At 72.9% G+C, this 15,544-nt stretch carries 15 protein-coding genes and 1 pseudogene; 9 read left to right on the top strand and 7 right to left on the bottom strand.

The features are described from left to right. Window positions 1-44: 44 nt before the first annotated feature. The 4 genes and pseudogenes from AB0B33_RS14610 to AB0B33_RS14595 all read right to left on the bottom strand — a co-directional run bounded on the left by AB0B33_RS14610 (window position 45) and on the right by AB0B33_RS14595 (window position 4,228). Window positions 45-587, bottom strand: a complete 543-nt coding sequence (locus AB0B33_RS14610) for a transposase (protein ID WP_360771145.1) — start codon at window positions 585-587, stop codon at window positions 45-47. After that, window positions 539-748 (bottom strand): annotated as a pseudogene (locus AB0B33_RS14605) (transposase); the annotation flags it as partial. The pseudogene AB0B33_RS14605 and the gene AB0B33_RS14610, both read right to left, overlap by 49 nt. Before the next feature lie 121 nt (window positions 749-869). Beyond that, a complete protein-coding gene (locus AB0B33_RS14600) occupies window positions 870-2,834 on the bottom strand; it encodes a VWA domain-containing protein (protein WP_360771142.1) in 1,965 nt (654 codons plus the stop codon). After that, on the bottom strand, window positions 2,831-4,228 hold the full coding sequence (locus tag AB0B33_RS14595) for an ATP-binding protein (protein ID WP_360771139.1): 1,398 nt from the start codon (window positions 4,226-4,228) through the stop codon (window positions 2,831-2,833). The genes AB0B33_RS14600 and AB0B33_RS14595 overlap by 4 nt, the downstream gene beginning before the upstream one ends. A gap of 100 nt (window positions 4,229-4,328) precedes the next feature. Between AB0B33_RS14595 and AB0B33_RS14590 the strand changes: the two genes are divergently transcribed. Continuing rightward, window positions 4,329-5,126, top strand: coding sequence for a hypothetical protein (locus AB0B33_RS14590; RefSeq protein ID WP_360771136.1), 798 nt, complete (start codon window positions 4,329-4,331; stop codon window positions 5,124-5,126). A 13-nt stretch (window positions 5,127-5,139) separates the two neighbouring features. Continuing rightward, entirely contained in the window at window positions 5,140-5,646 is a 507-nt protein-coding gene (locus AB0B33_RS14585; RefSeq protein ID WP_360771134.1) for a GNAT family N-acetyltransferase, read from the top strand. Here the strand turns inward: AB0B33_RS14585 and AB0B33_RS14580 are convergent. Next, window positions 5,588-6,631 (bottom strand): ferrochelatase, encoded by a 1,044-nt coding sequence (locus AB0B33_RS14580; protein ID WP_360771131.1) that lies wholly within the window; start codon window positions 6,629-6,631, stop codon window positions 5,588-5,590. The genes AB0B33_RS14585 and AB0B33_RS14580 overlap by 59 nt on opposite strands. Window positions 6,632-6,717: 86 nt before the next feature. Between AB0B33_RS14580 and AB0B33_RS14575 the strand changes: the two genes are divergently transcribed. Next, window positions 6,718-7,299 (top strand): TetR/AcrR family transcriptional regulator, encoded by a 582-nt coding sequence (locus AB0B33_RS14575; RefSeq protein ID WP_360771128.1) that lies wholly within the window; start codon window positions 6,718-6,720, stop codon window positions 7,297-7,299. 72 nt (window positions 7,300-7,371) lie between these two features. Further along, complete coding sequence (locus AB0B33_RS14570) at window positions 7,372-8,532, top strand: Cmx/CmrA family chloramphenicol efflux MFS transporter (RefSeq protein WP_360771125.1); 1,161 nt, start codon at window positions 7,372-7,374, stop codon at window positions 8,530-8,532. Window positions 8,533-8,536: 4 nt separating this feature from the next. Here the strand turns inward: AB0B33_RS14570 and fabI are convergent, their stop codons facing one another. Together fabI and AB0B33_RS14560 are read right to left on the bottom strand one after the other, a co-directional pair. Beyond that, window positions 8,537-9,304, bottom strand: a complete 768-nt coding sequence (gene fabI / locus AB0B33_RS14565) for an enoyl-ACP reductase FabI (protein ID WP_247023224.1) — start codon at window positions 9,302-9,304, stop codon at window positions 8,537-8,539. 34 nt (window positions 9,305-9,338) lie between these two features. Continuing rightward, window positions 9,339-10,043: a beta-ketoacyl-ACP reductase gene (locus AB0B33_RS14560; RefSeq protein WP_247023223.1), complete on the bottom strand. Its 705-nt coding sequence runs from the start codon at window positions 10,041-10,043 to the stop codon at window positions 9,339-9,341. 744 nt (window positions 10,044-10,787) lie between these two features. On the opposite strand from AB0B33_RS14560, the gene AB0B33_RS14555 reads away from it, so the two are divergent. From AB0B33_RS14555 to AB0B33_RS14535, 5 genes are read left to right on the top strand one after another with little or no spacing between them, the layout of a single operon-like run. Next, window positions 10,788-12,098 carry an MFS transporter gene (locus tag AB0B33_RS14555; protein ID WP_360771121.1) on the top strand — a complete coding sequence of 437 codons (1,311 nt, stop codon included), beginning with the start codon at window positions 10,788-10,790 and terminating at the stop codon, window positions 12,096-12,098. Window positions 12,099-12,105: 7 nt separating this feature from the next. Further along, the gene (locus AB0B33_RS14550; protein ID WP_247023220.1) at window positions 12,106-12,774 is read left to right on the top strand and encodes a response regulator transcription factor; all 669 of its coding nucleotides are present in this window, start codon (window positions 12,106-12,108) and stop codon (window positions 12,772-12,774) included. Window positions 12,775-12,778: 4 nt separating this feature from the next. Continuing rightward, window positions 12,779-14,164, top strand: coding sequence for a HAMP domain-containing sensor histidine kinase (locus AB0B33_RS14545; RefSeq protein ID WP_360771118.1), 1,386 nt, complete (start codon window positions 12,779-12,781; stop codon window positions 14,162-14,164). Next, window positions 14,161-15,105 carry a TAXI family TRAP transporter solute-binding subunit gene (locus AB0B33_RS14540; RefSeq protein WP_360771114.1) on the top strand — a complete coding sequence of 315 codons (945 nt, stop codon included), beginning with the start codon at window positions 14,161-14,163 and terminating at the stop codon, window positions 15,103-15,105. Before AB0B33_RS14545 ends, AB0B33_RS14540 begins: the two co-directional genes overlap by 4 nt. 16 nt (window positions 15,106-15,121) lie before the next feature. Next, on the top strand, window positions 15,122-15,544 hold the full coding sequence (locus tag AB0B33_RS14535; RefSeq protein WP_247023217.1) for a thioesterase family protein: 423 nt from the start codon (window positions 15,122-15,124) through the stop codon (window positions 15,542-15,544).

Below are 15,544 nucleotides of genomic sequence, written 5' to 3'. Positions count from 1 at the left end.
CGACAGATCAAACTCAAGGCACCCGAGGCCGGTCGTATCGCGGGTCAGACCCGAGCACCGGACGGCACCCGATCATCCTCACAGTCGTAGCGAGTAGCCACCCCACGCCACCGTTTGAGCAAGTTGAACCGTCGTTGGATCACATCGCGCCCTCGGCAGTCGACCGAGTCGGAGGCGGGTGGACGCCCGCCGCGGGAGCCGCGGCGTTTGCGATGCTCGGCCTGATCGGCAGGCTCCGGAATTACCGCAGTGATGCCGCGGTCGCGCAGATGCCCGCGGATCGCCCGCGAGAAGCAGGCCTTGTCGCCGCAGACACGGTCGGGTCGGGTGCGAACCCGGCCGCGTCCGGCTCGGCGGATCCGTAGGTGCCGCATGAGGTGCGGAAACATCGACGAGCCCCCGGCCTGGCCGGGACCGACCAGTGCAACCAACGGTCGACCGTTGCCGTCGACGAGATGGTGCACCTTGGTGCTCCACCCGCCGCGGGAGCGGCCGATCGCATGCTCAGGCGGCTCAGGCGCCGCAGGACGGTGTCCCAGGTTCCGTCGCCGGCCGTCCGGCGATGCCAGGTCCAGATCGTCTGCCATGGACCGGACACCGCTGGCCCGTCGCGCCAGGCGATCCAGCACCGATAGCGGTAGATGATCCCCTCGACCATCGCTCGCGCATCGGAAAACGGACGCCTGCGCTTACCGGTACGGACCGGAAGAAGATCCTCGATCAACGCCCACTGGGCATCCGAGAGCAACTAAAACCGCGACACGACCAGCAGCATCCCAGCCACCAGCCGAAACTTTTGTCAGACACGCGCCTAGCCCGCCGGCCGGCCGCACCTCGACCGAGGTGCGGCCGGCCGGCGGACCGGAACCTCAGCGGCGCCGCGTCCGCAGGTAGTCACCCACCACCGCCGCGCCGAGGCCGTCGAGGTCCGGGGCCACCACGCGGCCACCCGACCTCCGCGCGATCAGGTCCACGAACGACGTCAGCCTCGGGTCGTCCCCGAGCCGGAACACCGAAATCGACGCGCCCAGCTTCGCCAGCCGATCCACTTCGGACAGTGTCTTGTGGAGCGTCCGGTCCTGGGGCGGGTAGTCGAAGACCGCCTCGCCGTCCGGTTCCAGGTGCGCGGTCGGCTCGCCGTCGGTGACCATCAGCACCACCGGCTGCGCGTCCGGGTGGCGGCGCAGGTGCTGCCCGGCCAGCAGGAGGCCGTGGTGGGCGTTCGTGCCCTGCTCCCACGCGCCCTCCAGGCCGATCAGCTCCGGCAGCTCCACCGGCATCGCGTAGCGGCCGAACGTGATCAGCTGCAGCGCGTCGTTGCGGAAGCGCGTGCTGATCAGCTGGTGCAGTGCCAGCGCCGTGCGCTTCATCGGCAGCCAGCGGCCTTCCTGCACCATCGACCACGACGTGTCGACCAGCAGCGCGACCGCCGCCCGCGACCGGTGCTCGGTCTCCACCACCTCGACGTCCTCGACGTCCAGGCGGACCTGGCGCTCCCCCACCGAAACCGAGCGCAGCACGGCGTTGCGGATCGTGCGGGGGACGTCCCACGGCTGCATGTCCCCGAACCGCCACGGCCGCGACGCGCCGGTCGGTTCGCCCGCCGCGCCCGCCGACTCGGTATCGCGGTCGCCCGTCTTTCCGCGCAACGCGTTCACGACGTCGGACAACGCCGTCTCGCCCAGGCGCCGCAACGCCTTGGGCGACAACCGGAGCGTGCCGTCGGCGGCCCGTTCGAACAGGCCCTGGCGGCGCAGCTCACGCTCCAGTTCGGACAGCCGGCGGGCGTCGACCCCGGCGTCCTTGCCGAGCTGGCGTTCGAGCGCCTCCAGGTCGACGTCGTCCAGGCTCGCGCCGGGGTAGGACTGGCCCAGCTGTTCGGCCAGCGCGTCCAGCTCCGCCAGGTCGGCCATCGCCTGCGCGCCTTCGCCCATGCCCAGCGGGTTCTTGCCGCGGAAGCGCTCCGAGCCCGTCCAGTCCTCGCCCGGGCGCGCCGCGCGCAGCTGGGAGTCCAGCTGGGACAGCTGCTGCGCCAGCCGCGGGTCGCCGAACGCCTGCTGGGTCAGCTCGGCGAGCTCGGCCCGCTGCTCGGCCGACATCGAGTTCAGCATCCGCTGGGCGGCCGCGGACCGCTCGGCCAGCGCGTCGATCAGCTCTTCGACGTTGCGCGGGTTCTCCGGGAAGAACTCGCCGTGCTTCGCCATGAAGCCGTCGAAGCGCTGCTGGATGTCGTCGGCGCCCTGGGCGTGCGCGGCGAGCAGGTCGTTGAGGTCCGCGAGCATCTCGTTGATCCGCTCGACGTCCTCGGGCCCGGCGTTCTGCAGCGCCTGCTTCATGCCCTGGAACCGCGACTCCATCAGCTCCTGGCCGAGCAGGTCACGGATCTGCTGGTAGTTCTCGCGGCCCTGCGCCGAGCGCCAGTCGTAGTTCGCCAGCTCGTTGACCGCCGCCGCGGTACCCGGCGGGAGCGCGTCCAGCTGGGCCTCGCGGAAGCGGGCGTCGTCGTCCGGGTCGGGGAACAGGTCCCGGCGTTCGGCGTCGAGGGCCTCCTGCAGGAGGCGCTGGACCTCCTGCAGGGTGCCGTCCAGGTTGTTGCGGCGCTGGATCTGCGACCGGCGCTGCCAGAGCCGCCGAGTCAGCTCGTCCAGGCCGGACGTGCGCTCGGTGCCGCGCCGGAGCAGTTCCTCCAGCGCGGACCGCGGCGACGCCCCGGCCATCACGTCGCGCCCGATCTCGTCGAGCGCGTCGCGCAGGTCGGCCGGCGGCGCGAGCGGGTCCGGCCCGTCGTGCCACGGGCCGTAGGAGTAGCCGTCGGGGAGCGGGACCGCGGTCATCGGCCGTAGACGGTCGTCGCGTCGTCGGAGTCCTTGGCGAGCCGCCGGGCCAGGAACAGCGATTCGAGGGCGAGTTCGACGGCCGCCGCGATCCGTCCGGCGGGTTCGTCGGCGCCGACGCCGGCCCGCTGGGCGACCTCGTGCAGCACCGGCAGTTCCGGCAGCGCGGCGAGGACGTCCTTGGCCGGGACGCGCTCGCCGGTGGCGACCAGGTGGCCGTCCTCGACGGCGTCGGCCAGCGGACGCAGGTCGAGCCCGGCGAAGCGGCCGCGCGCGGTCTCGGCGACCGCGCGGCGCATCAGGTGCACGAGGTGCTCGACCTCGCGGCCCTCCTCGCCCGGCTCGAACTCGATCTTGCCCCGCAGCACGGACGGGACGGCGTCGAGGTCGACCGGCCGCGCCACGGCCGGCTCTTCGCCGGTCAGCGCCGCGCGCCGCAGGGCCGCCGCAGCCACGGTTTCCGCCGCGGCGACGGCGAACCGCGCCGAGACGCCGGAGCGCTGGTCGATCACGGTCGACTCGCGCAGGTTCCGGACGAACCGGGCGAGCACCTCGAGCAGCGGCTCGCCGACTTCCGCGACGAGGTTGGCCTCCTGCTTGACCACCGCGATCTCGGACTCCACGTCCAGGGGGTAGTGGGTGCGGATTTCGGCGCCGAAGCGGTCCTTGAGCGGGGTGATGATCCGGCCGCGGTTGGTGTAGTCCTCGGGGTTCGCGGTGGCGACGAGCAGGACGTCCAGCGGCAGCCGCAGCGTGTAGCCGCGGACCTGGATGTCGCGCTCCTCCATCACGTTGAGCAGCGCGACCTGGATGCGCTCGGCGAGGTCGGGCAGCTCGTTGATGGCGACGATGCCGCGGTGGGCGCGCGGGACCAGGCCGAAGTGGATGGTCTCGGGGTCGCCCAGGCTGCGGCCTTCGGCGACCTTGACCGGGTCGACGTCGCCGATCAGGTCGCCGACGGAGGTGTCGGGCGTGGCGAGCTTTTCGGTGTAGCGCTCGGAGCGGTGGCGCCAGGCCACCGGCAGGTCGTCGCCGAGCTCGGCGGCCCGGCGCAGGGACGCGGGGGTGATCGGCTGGAGCGGGTGTTCGCCCAGCTCGGCGCCTCCGATGACGGGCGTCCACTCGTCGAGCAGGCCGGCGAGGGTGCGCAGCAGGCGGGTCTTGCCCTGCCCGCGCTCGCCGAGCAGGACGACGTCGTGGCCGGCCAGCAGCGCGCGTTCGAGCTGCGGCAGCACGGTGCGCGAGAACCCGACGATGCCGGGCCACGCGTCCTCGCCGTTCTTGAGGGCGGTCAGCAGGTTGTCGTGGATCTCTCGCGCGATCGGGCGCGGCTCGTACCCGGCCGCGCGCAGGGCCCCGGCAGTGCGGGGAAGAGCGTCTGGAACAGCGTTCACCCGCTCGACGCTACTGCCGGATCGGCGGTGCGTCGATGTGGAGCGACTCCAGCGTGGGCGCGCTCTGCCGGTTCGGGCGGAGCCGGTAAAATAGGGCGTCGTGTGCCGTCCCAGTGCGACTTTCGCGGTGTGGTCCAGCGCGTGGCTGAACGGAGCCGCCGCGTCCGACGATGTGCTCGACGCCCTGCTCGCGTGGGGTGAAGCCCACGATGTCGTGGCCGCCGACGCAGCTGCCGCCGAGGCGTTCCAGCTGCCGCTGGCCTTCAACCGGGCCGCTACCCCCGTCCAGCTGCTGATGGCGCTGCGTTCGCAGGGAGCGAAATCCCTCCAGCTCGTCCTGCCGGTCCCGGGCGACGTCCGCGGCCTCGGCGGCGGCGGTCCGTTCACCGACGCGGCGGTGCGCGCCGGCGACGCGGTGGTGCTCGCGGACCTCGGTTTCGGCCTGGTGCCGGAGCCGATCGCCGAAGGCCTGGTCCGGTGGACCGTCTACTCGCTGGCTTCGCCCGCCCGGCCCGAGTACTTCGGCCTGGCCGAGGCCGAGCACGGGCTGACCGACGCGATCCGGGCCAGCGCGGGCGCCCTGCAGTCGCTCGACGTGGCTTCGGACCGGCCCGGCGTGCGCGCGGAGCTGTCGGCGCACCTGCGTTCCCGCCCGGACGTCGACTGGCCGGCCGGCACGCCCGGGCGTGCCCTGCGGGTGCTGCAGCGGGCCGAAGAGATCGCGGCGATCCTCGTGGTCGCTTCCACGGACGACCCGGGCGGCGCGTTGTCGGCCTCGGCGTCGACGTTGCGCGCCCAGGCGCTGCGGCCGCTGTCGGACGCGGTCCGCACGGCCCGGTGCGCCGCGGTCAACGAAGCTGTGCGGGTGTTCGCCGAACAACCGGCGCGCGAAGCCTGACCGGGCGGACGGCATGCCGGAAGTCCGCCTCGCCCGTCCCGAAGAGTTCGAAGCCGTCGCCGCGCTGCGGTGGCGGTGGGTGGCGGAGCAGGACGGGCTGCCCGCGACCGGCCGCGACCGGTTCGTCCGGGAGTTCGCCGCGTGGGCGCGGGACAACGCGGCCACCCATCGGTGCCTCGTTCTCGTCCGCGACCGCGAGGTGCTCGGGATGGCGTTCCTCGCGATCATCGCGCGCGTGCCCACCCCGCCGGCCTTCTCGCGGGCGTGCGGCGACGTCCAGTCGGTGTACGTCGTGCCCGAGGCCCGCGACGGCGGTCTCGGCGGCCTGCTGATCCGCGAGACCCTGCGCCTGGCCGGGGAACTGGGGCTGGAGCGGGTCACCGTGCACTCGTCGACCCGCGCCATCCCGGCCTACGAGCGCCACGGCTTCGCGCGCTCACCCCACCTGATGCAGGTCCGGCTCAGCGAGCCGGGCGCTTCGCCGGTTCGCAGCAGCCGATCGCGCACGGCGCGCCGTTGACCGTGCAGCCGCCCACCGGGAACGGCGACAGCTTGCGCGGGGCCACGTCGTTCGTGTGCTCCCGGATCAGCTCGACCACCAGCTCGGCGAAGCGCGGGTCGCCGCCCGCGGTCGCCGCGCGGGCGAAGGCCATGCCGTGCTCGGCCGCGCGTTCGGCCGCCTCGTTGTCCAGGTCCCAGATCACCTCGAGGTGATCGGAGACGAACCCGATCGGCGAGACGACGACCCCGGGGACGCCCTGGGCGTGCAGCGCGTCGATGTGGTCGACGATGTCCGGCTCCAGCCACGGCACCTGCGGCGGCCCGGACCGCGACTGCCACACGACGTCGTACTCGGCGATGCCCGCTTCGGCCGCCACCAGCCGGGCCGCCTCGGCGATCTGCCGCGAGTACCGGCGGCCGCCTTCCGCGGGCGGACCGGACGCCTTGTCCGCGCTTTCGGGTACCGAGTGCGCGGTGAACACCGTGCGGACGCCGGGGACGTCACCGAGCGACGCGTGCGCCGCGCGCACCCCGTCGGCGACCGCCGAGACGAACAGCGGGTGGTCGAAGAACTGGCGCAGCTTCACCAGTTCGGGCGCGCCGTCGCCGACCGCCGCGCGGGCGCGTTCGATGTCCTCGTCGTACTGGCGGCACGCCGAATAGCCGCCGTACGCGCTCGTGGGGAACACCAGGACCCGCTTCGCCCCGGCCGCCGTCAGCTCGGCGAGGGTGTCCTCGACCATCGGGTGCCAGTTGCGGTTGCCGAAGTGCACCGGGAGGTCCAGCCCGGCGGCCGAAAGCTGCTTCTCGACCGCGGCCATCGCGTCGCGGTTCAGCTTGTTGATCGGCGAAACCCCACCGAAGTGCTGGTAGTGCTCGGCGACCTCGAGGAGCCGCTCCCGCGGGACACCCCGGCCCCTGGTGACGTTTTCGAGGAACGGCATGACGTCCTCGGGTCCTTCCGGACCGCCGAACGAAAGCCACAGCAACGCGTCGTATCCCACCCCGCCATCTTGCCGATGTGGCGGCCCGCACGCTGACCCGGCCCGGTTGTGAATCGATCGGTCCAAAACCCTGCTACGGTGGTGCCATGGCCAGGCCACGGGAGTTCGACGAGTCCGCCGCCGTCGAGCGCGCGATGGAAGCGTTCTGGGAGCACGGCTACGAGGCGACGTCGACCCAGGACCTGTGCACGGCGACCGGACTCGGCCGCAGCAGCGTCTACAACACGTTCAGCAGCAAGCGGGCGCTCTTCCAGCGTTCGCTGACGCACTACACGAACCGCGAACTGGGCAAGCGGAAGGCGATCCTGGACGGCCCGGGCACCGCGGCCGAGCGGCTCGCGACGGTGCTCGACACCGCCGTCGACGCCGACCGGGACCGCCCCCGCGGCTGCCTCGTGGTCAACACCCTCGCCGAACTCGGCCTGCCGGACGACGAGGTCGGGGCCGCGCTGCGCAGCGACACCGACCAGAACCTGGCCATGTTCGCCGAATGCGCCCGCGAGGGCGCGCTCGACGGCAGCCTGCGCGACGGCCTGGCGCCGGCCGACGTGGCGGAGTTCCTGCTCAGCACGATTTCCGGCCTGCGGGTGATGGCCCGCCGGGGCACGAGCCGCGAGGCCATGCACGCCGTCGCCGATCTCGCGCTCGCCTCGATCGTCGCGCACTGACTCCGTTCTGGACCGAGTTCCCTTTCGTTTGCCGCAGTTTTGAACTGATCGATACACAACCAAGGAGGACCCGTGCCCCTGGCCGTCTTCGTCCTCGGGCTCAGCGTGTTCGCGCTGGGCACGTCCGAGTTCATGATCACCGGCCTGCTCCCCGGGATGGCCGCCGACCTGGGCGTGAGCATCCCCGACACCGGGCTGCTCATCTCCGCCTTCGCGGTCGGCATGGTCGTCGGGGCGCCGTTGCTGGCCATCGGCACCCTGCGTCTCCCCCGCCGACGGACCTTGCTCGCGATGCTCGCCGTCTTCGTCGTGGCGCACGTCGTCGGCGCGCTCGCCGAGGGGTACGCGCTCCTGTTCGCGACGCGGGTCGTGGCGGCGCTCGCCTGCGCGGGGTTCTGGGCCGTCGCGGCGGCCACGACGATCGCGCTCGTGCCGGCCGGCCGCCGCGGCCGCGCGATGGCGGTCCTGGTCGGCGGCCTCACCGTGGCGAACATCGCCGGCGTCCCCGCGGGGACGTTCCTCGGCCAGCACGCCGGCTGGCGGACGGCGTTCTGGGCGGTCGCGGTGGTGACGCTGCTCGCGGCGGCCGGCGTCGCGGCGCTCGTGCCGGACACGACCGGCGGCACCGGCGGCGTCCGCGGCGAACTGCGCATGTACCGGCGCGGCCGGGTCTGGCTGGCGCTCGGCGTGGTGGCGCTGTGCCAGGCGATGGTCTTCGCCGCGTTCAGCTACTTCGCGCCGCTGCTGACCGAGACCGACGGCCTCCCCGAGGAGTGGGTACCGGGCGTCCTGGCGCTGTTCGGCGTCGGCGCGCTGCTGGGGATCACGGTGGGCGGGCGGCTCGCCGACCGGCGGCCGTTCGCGACGCTCTACGGCAGCATCGGCCTCGCGCTGGCGGCGTTGTCCGTACTGGCCTCGACCACCGACACGGTCGTCGCGGTCGCGGCCGTGCTGGCCTTCGGCGTCGCCGGGTTCGGCGCCAACCCGGCGTTGAACGTGCGCGCCTACCAGGTTTCCGGCGACGCGCCGACGCTCACCGGCGCCAGCACGACGGCGGCGTTCAACGTGGGCAACACCGTCGGCCCGTGGCTCGGCGGCGTGGCGATCGACGCCGGGCTCGGCTTCCCGAGCGTCGCCTGGACCGGCATGGCGCTCGGCGCGGCGACCCTGGTGGCGCTCACGGCCGCGGCCGTCGTCCAGCGGAACGACGACCGCGAGCCGATCGCGGTGTGACGGGTCAGATGCCGAGGGCGTGGACCCCGCCGTCGACCATGATCATCGAGCCGGTGGTGGCGGGGAGCCAGTCCGACAGCAGCGCGCAGACGCTCTTCGCCGTCGGGTCCGGGTCCGAGCTGTCCCAGCCGAGCGGGGCGCGGTCGCCCCAGCCGTCCTCGAGGTCGGAGAAGCCCGGGATCGACTTCGCGGCCATGGTCTTCATCGGGCCCGCGCTGACCAGGTTGACCCGGATGCCCTGCGGGCCGAGTTCCTTGGCCAGGTACCGGTTGACCGATTCGAGCGCGGCCTTCGCGACGCCCATCCAGTTGTAGACCGGCCACGCAACGCGGGCGTCGAAGTCCATGCCGACGATCGACGAGCCGCGGCCCAGCAGCGGCAGGCACGCCTTCGACAGCGACATGAACGAGTACGCGGAGACGTCGACCGCGGTCTTGACGTCCTCGGCCGGCGCGTCCAGGAACGGCGCGCCGAGGCAGCTCTGCGGGGCGAAGCCGATCGAGTGCAGCACGCCGTCGAGCCCGTCGACGTGCTCGCGGATCCGGTCGGCGAGGCTGTCGAGGTGCTCGGAGTTCGTGACGTCGAGCTCGAGCACCGGCGCCGGCTCCGGCAGCCGCTTCGCGATGGTCTTGACCAGCGACATGCGACCGAAACCGGTCAGCACCACGGTCGCGCCCTCCTGCTGCGCGATCTTGGCCGCGTGGAAGGCGAGCGAGGCGTCGGTGATGATGCCGGTGATCAGCAGGCGCTTGCCTTCGAGCAGTCCGGGCACGGGTCCTCCAGGTCTGGTGTTCGGGTAACGGGAATCAGTGGCCGAGGCCGAGGCCGCCGTCGACGGGCAGCACGGCCCCGTTGACGTAGCCGGCCTCGTCGGAAGCCAGGTACCGCACGGCGGCGGCGATCTCCGACGGCTCGGCGTACCGGCCGGACGGCACCTGCGCGAGGATCTCCTTCTTGCGGTCCTCGGGCAGCTCGTCGGTCATGTCGGTGTGCACGAAACCGGGCGCGATGACGTTCGAGGTGATGTTGCGCGAGCCCAGCTCGCGGGCCAGCGACCGCGCGAAGCCGACGAGGCCGGCCTTCGACGCGGCGTAGTTCGCCTGCCCGGCCGAGCCGGAGAGGCCGACGACGGAGGAGATGAAGACGAACCGGCCCCACTTGCCGCGCAGCATCCCGCGCGAGGCGCGCTTCGCGACGCGGTAGGCGCCGGTGAGGTTGGCGTTGATGACGCGTTCGAACTGCTCGTCGCTCATCCGCATCAGCAGCGTGTCGTCGGTCAGCCCGGCGTTGGACACCAGCACCTCGACCGGCCCCTGGTGCTCCTCGACGAGCTTGAAGGCGGCGTCGACCTGCTCGGTGTCGGTGACGTCGGCCTGCACCCCGAACAACCCTTCGGGCGCCCCCGAACCACGGTGCGTGACGGCGACCTGGTGCCCCTGCTCCGCGAGGTCCCGGGCGATCGCCAACCCGATGCCCCGGTTGCCCCCGGTGACCAAGACCGACCGTCCCACAGTGTTCTCCCTCTTCGTCGCCCGTGCGCAGATGTCGGGCACGAGGCTATCGGCAGTGCTCGCGGGTCGCGCAGGGTGCCTGCGCGCGTGCGGGGGCGGGAGGCGGGGTTGGTTCGCGCCGGCGGGCGGGGACGTAAGAGGACGGTGAAAGTACCCGTCGGTAGATGAACGGAGCGTGACGAAGTCGGGCGGGCGGGGGCCGATCGGGACGCGGATGCGTTCTTGCTCTCACTTTTGGCGAGGTGCGATGTGGGCCACAGAGCGTCACCGGGACGGCTCAGCCGGAGGGGTTGTCGCGCGCCGCCGGGTCATGGCTGCCCCGCGAAGCCCGGGAACGCGGCCTCAGCGCCCACCTCGCCGACGCTGCGGAGGTCGGCTTCACGCCGTCGAGGTCCATCGAGGTCCGCTTCAAGCCGGCCGGTGCGCGGGTGGCCGGCTCGCTCGCCATCGCCGAGGTCACCGTCCGGGACCGAGCGCTGCGGGCCGCCGGGCTCGTGGTCCGGCTCTCGGTTTCGCGGCTCCCCGCGACACCGCCATCGAGGATGCTGCCACCGGCCCGCGCGGCACGTACGCGCGGCTGGAAGAAGCCGGGCACAGGATCGGCTCGTTCGCCGAGCACGGCGGCGCGCGGGCCGGCACGCCACCTGGCCCACGACCGTCCTAAGGCCGTGTTAGGAACCCGCCGCCGACCTTGCTGCCCGCTCACCCCTTCGTCACCGTGAGTCGCAACACAGGAGGTCGACGATGACAACCCGGATCAGCCCCACCGCCGGCGGGGCCGTGAGCGAGAAGCGCGTGATCGGCAACGTGCTGCGCGGCTCCATCGGCAACTTGATCGAGTGGTACGACTGGTACGCCTACGCGGCCTTCACCACCTACTTCGCCAAGTCGTTCTTCCCCACCACCGACACCACGGCCGCGTTCCTGGGGACCGCCGCCGTGTTCGCCGTCGGGTTCCTCATGCGGCCGCTGGGCGGGTGGATGCTCGGCCGGTTCGCCGACCGGTTCGGGCGGCGCAGCGCGCTCGTGCTCTCCGTGACCTTCATGGCGGGCGGGTCGCTGCTCATCGCCGTGACGCCGAGCTATCACACGATCGGGATCGCCGCGCCGATCCTGCTGCTGATCGCGCGGCTGATCCAGGGCCTGTCGGTCGGCGGCGAGTACTCCACCTCCGCGACCTACCTGTCCGAAGTGGCCACTCCCGGCAAACGCGGCTTCTACTCCAGCTTCCAGTACGTGACGCTCTACGGCGGTCAGCTCCTCGCACTCGGCCTCCAGCTGATCCTCCAGGCGATCCTCACCGAACAGCAGCTGACGTCGTGGGGCTGGCGGATCGCGTTCGTCGTCGGCACGCTCGCCGCGCTCACCGTCATGTGGCTGCGCCGCGGCATGGACGAGTCCGAGAGCTACGTCCGCGAAGCCGGCGAGAACAAGGGCAGCCGCGGCACCCTGCGGGAACTCGCCAAGTACCCCAAGGAGATCGCGCTCGTCGTCGGCCTGACCCTCGGCGGCACGGTCGGCTTCTACACCTTCGCCACCTACAGCCAGAAGTTCCTCGAAAACACCGCGCACATCCCGCGGCGGCAGGTCACCATCGTGCTGTTCTGCGCGATCCTCGTCGCGGCGATCCTGCAGCCGCTGGCCGGCAAGCTGTCCGACCGGATCGGCCGCCGCCCGCTGCTGCTGTTCTTCGGCATCGGCGGCACGCTGCTCACCGTCCCGCTGATGACCGTGATGGGCTCGACCCGCAACCCCGTCGGCGCGTTCTTCCTCGTGCTGGCCGGGCTGGTCATCGTCGCCGGGTACACCTCGATCAACGCCATCGTGAAGGCCGAGCTGTTCCCGACGAAGATCCGCGCGCTCGGCGTCGGCCTGCCCTACGCGCTGACCGTGGCGATCTTCGGCGGCACCGCCGAGCTCATCGCGCAGGCGCTGAAGAGCGCGGGCCACGAGACGGTGTTCTTCTGGTACGTCGCGGGCTGTGTCCTGGTCTCCCTGATCGTCTACGGCACAATGCGGGAAACCTCGAGGACCTCCGAGCTGGAAGAGCGCTGACAAGGGGATGACCGTGCGCGTGCTCCTCGTCGAAGACGACGCGGGTGTCGCCGGCGCGCTCGCCGAGTCGCTGCACGCGCGCGGTCATCCCGTCACCAGCGTCGGCCGCGGTGCCGACGCCCTGCACCGCCACCGCGACGCCGATCTCGTCCTGCTCGACCTGGGCCTGCCCGACCTCGACGGGCTCGACGTCCTCCGCAAGATCCGCGCGGTTTCGCCGGTTCCGGTCATCGTCCTGACCGCCCGCGGCGACGAACGCTCGGTCGTGCGCGGCCTGCGCCTGGGCGCCGACGACTACCTGACCAAACCCGTGCGGCTGGCCGAGCTGCTGGCCCGGATGGACGCCGTCGTGCGGCGCGCGGTCGCCCGCGAAGCCCCCGCCGGGGACGTCGTGCGCGTCGAGGACGTCGAGATCGACCTCGGTGCGCGCCGGGTGCTCGTCGCCGGGCACGACGCCGGGCTCACCACCAAGGAGTTCGAGATCCTGGCCGTCCTCGCCGCCCGCCCGGGCACCGCGGTCAGCCGCCAGCAGCTGATGGACGAGGTCTGGGGCGACGCCTACCTCGCCGTCTCGCGCTCGCTCGACGTCCACCTGACCGGGCTGCGCGCGAAACTCGACCGGCCCGGCCTGCTCACCACCATCCGCGGCTTCGGCTACCGGCTCGGCCGGGACTGACGCCGTGCGCACCCGGCTGCTGGTGGTCCTGGTGGCCCTCGCGCTCGCCGTCGTCGCCGCGTTCGCCGTACCGCTGCTGACCGCCACCGCCGAGCAGCGCACCCAGCAGCTGGTCATCTCCCGCACCGCCGACGTCGACCGGTTCGTCGTGCTGGCCCAGCAGGCCGTCGACACCCGCGACCCGGCGGCCCTCGCGGCCGACGCGGCCCGCTACGCCGAGCTGTACGGCGAAGGTGTGGTCATCGTCGACGCCCGCCGCGTCCCGCTGGTGCAGGCGGGCGGGCTGACCGCGGCCGACCCGGCGGTGCACGCGCTGGTCGAAGCAACCATGCGCAACGAGCCGGCGCCGCGCGTCGACGGTCTTTCGCCGTGGTCGGCGGACCCCGCCTACTTCGCCCGCCCGGTCGGCACCGGCACCCGCGTCTCCGGCGTGGTCGTGCTGCGGGCGTCGGTGACGGCGGCGGCCGCGGACGTCGCCACCCGCTGGGGCACCATCGCCGCCGGCGCGCTGCTGGTCGCGGTGCTGTTCGTGCTGCTGGCCGTGGTGCTCGCCCGGTGGATGGTGCGGCCGTTGCACGAGCTGGAGACCGGCGTGCTCGCCGTCGCCGCCGGGCACCGCGCGCACGTCCCGGAGAAGGCCGGACCGCGTGAGCTGCGGTCGCTCGCCGCCGAGGTCAACCGGATGTCCGAGGCCGTCCTCGAGGCCGCCGACCAGCAGCACCGGCTGGTCGCCGACGCCTCGCACCAGCTGCGGAACCCGATGGCCGCGCTGCGGCTGCGCGTCGATTCCCTGGCCCACCAGGTCGAGGGCGACGGCGCCACCTACCGGGCCACCGTCGCCGAGGTCGAGCGCCTGGAAAAGCTCCTCGACGGGCTGCTGGCCCTCGCGCTCGCCGAGAGCACCGCGACCCGCGTGGCGGCCGGGGGCGCGGACGAGGCGTGCGACCTCGCTTCCGTGCTCGCCGAGCGCGTCGACGCCTGGCGGCCGGCCGCCGAAGACGCCGGCTCGGTGATCGTCCCCCCGCCGGGGCACGACGAGCCGGTCACCGTGCGCTGCCCCGAAGGCGAACTCGCGCAGATCCTCGACGTGCTGCTCGACAACGCCGTCCACTACGCCGGCCGCGGCGCGAAGATCACGACGGACTGGGAAGCCGGCCCGCAGACGGCGACCCTCGTCGTCCGCGACGACGGCCCCGGACTGTCCACTGAGGATCGCGCGCGGGCCACCGAACGCTTCTGGCGCGCGGGTGGCGAAGGCGCCCCGCGCGGCACCGGCCTCGGGCTGGCCATCGCGCACCAGCAGGTGCGCACCCGCGGTGGCGTCCTCGAACTGCGCCGGGCCGAGCCGCACGGCCTCGAAGTCCGCGTCACGCTGCCGGCGGCGCCATGACCGTCGGACGGCGCACCGCCCTGCTCGGCGGCCTCGGCCTCGCCCTGGCCGGGTGTTCGACGTCGGGGTACCGCGGCGCGGAGCGTACGGTCACCATCGCGGCCGGCGAACGCGGCGGCTTCTACCTGGCCTTCGCCGAGCTGCTCGCGGCCGAGCTCAGCCGCGCCGAGCCGCTGCTGCACGCCACCGCCGTGCCGACCGAGGCCAGTGTCGCCAACGTCGACCTCGTCCGCCGCGGCCAGGCGGACCTCGGGCTGGCGCTCACCGACGTCGCCCAGACGGCCATCACCGGCGGGGCGCCGTTCGGGGCGAAGGTGCCACTGCTCGCGCTCGGCCGCGTCTACGAGAACTACCTGCAGCTGGTGGTGCGCGCCGACGGGCCGGTGCGCCGGCTGGCCGACCTCGCGGGCCGTCCGGTGTCGCTGGGCGCGGGCGGCTCCGGCGCGGCGCAGCTCGGCGAGCGCCTGTTCGCGAAGGCCGGGGTCGTGGTCGACGCGCGGCACCTGCTGTTCGACGACGCCGTCCGGGCGCTGGCCGGCCGCCGGATCGACGCCATGCTGTGGTCCGGCGGCGTGCCGACGCCCAAGCTCGCCGAGCTCACCCGCACCACGCCGATCGCGTTGCTGCCGCTGGATCCGGTGGTGCCCGCGCTGCGCGCCGCGTACGGGCCGGTGTACGACCAGGTCCAGGTGCCCGACGGCGCCTACCGCGGGGTCGGCTCGCTGGGCACGATCGGCGTGGCGAACCTGCTGGTCTGCTCCCCCGCCCTGCCCGACGACGTCGCGGCGGCGGTGGTCCGGCTGCTCGTCGAGCGCGCGACCGCGCTGGTGCCCGCCGAAGCCGTCGGAACTCAGTTCCTCGACGTGCGGACGCTGATCGGCACGCAGCCGGTCCCCCTGCAGCCGGGTGCGGCGGCCGCTTACCGGGCGCTGCACGGCTGAGCGCTAGATTGGGCTCGTGACCGAACCCCGCCGACCGATCGTCCGGATGCCGCTGCGCGTGCGCTACCACGAGTGCGACGGCCAGGGCATCGTCTTCAACGCCCACTACCTGGCCTATGTGGACATGTGCGCGTTCGAGGCGGAGAAGGCGCTGTTCGGTTCGCACGACGAGTTCCTGGCCCACCGCACCGATGTCGTGGTCGCGGAGGCGAACCTGAAGTTCCGCGCGCCCGCGCGCTACGACGAAGAACTGGTCGTCTCGCAGTACCTGAACCACCTCGGCACGACATCGCTGATCTTCGACTTCGAGATCCACCGCGGCGAGACGCTGCTGCAGGCGGCGACCCTCCGGTACGTGTTCATCGATCCCGCGACGCTGCGGCCGGCCCCGCCGCCGGACGCGGTCCGCAAGGTCTACGCGGCCTTGCTCGAGGGCTGA

The organism is Amycolatopsis sp. NPDC049159 (assembly GCF_040648295.1).
Lineage (GTDB): Bacteria > Actinomycetota > Actinomycetes > Mycobacteriales > Pseudonocardiaceae > Amycolatopsis > Amycolatopsis pretoriensis_A.
The sequence above is the reverse complement of the archived record's forward strand: the minus strand, read 5'-3'. Positions and strand labels throughout refer to the sequence as shown.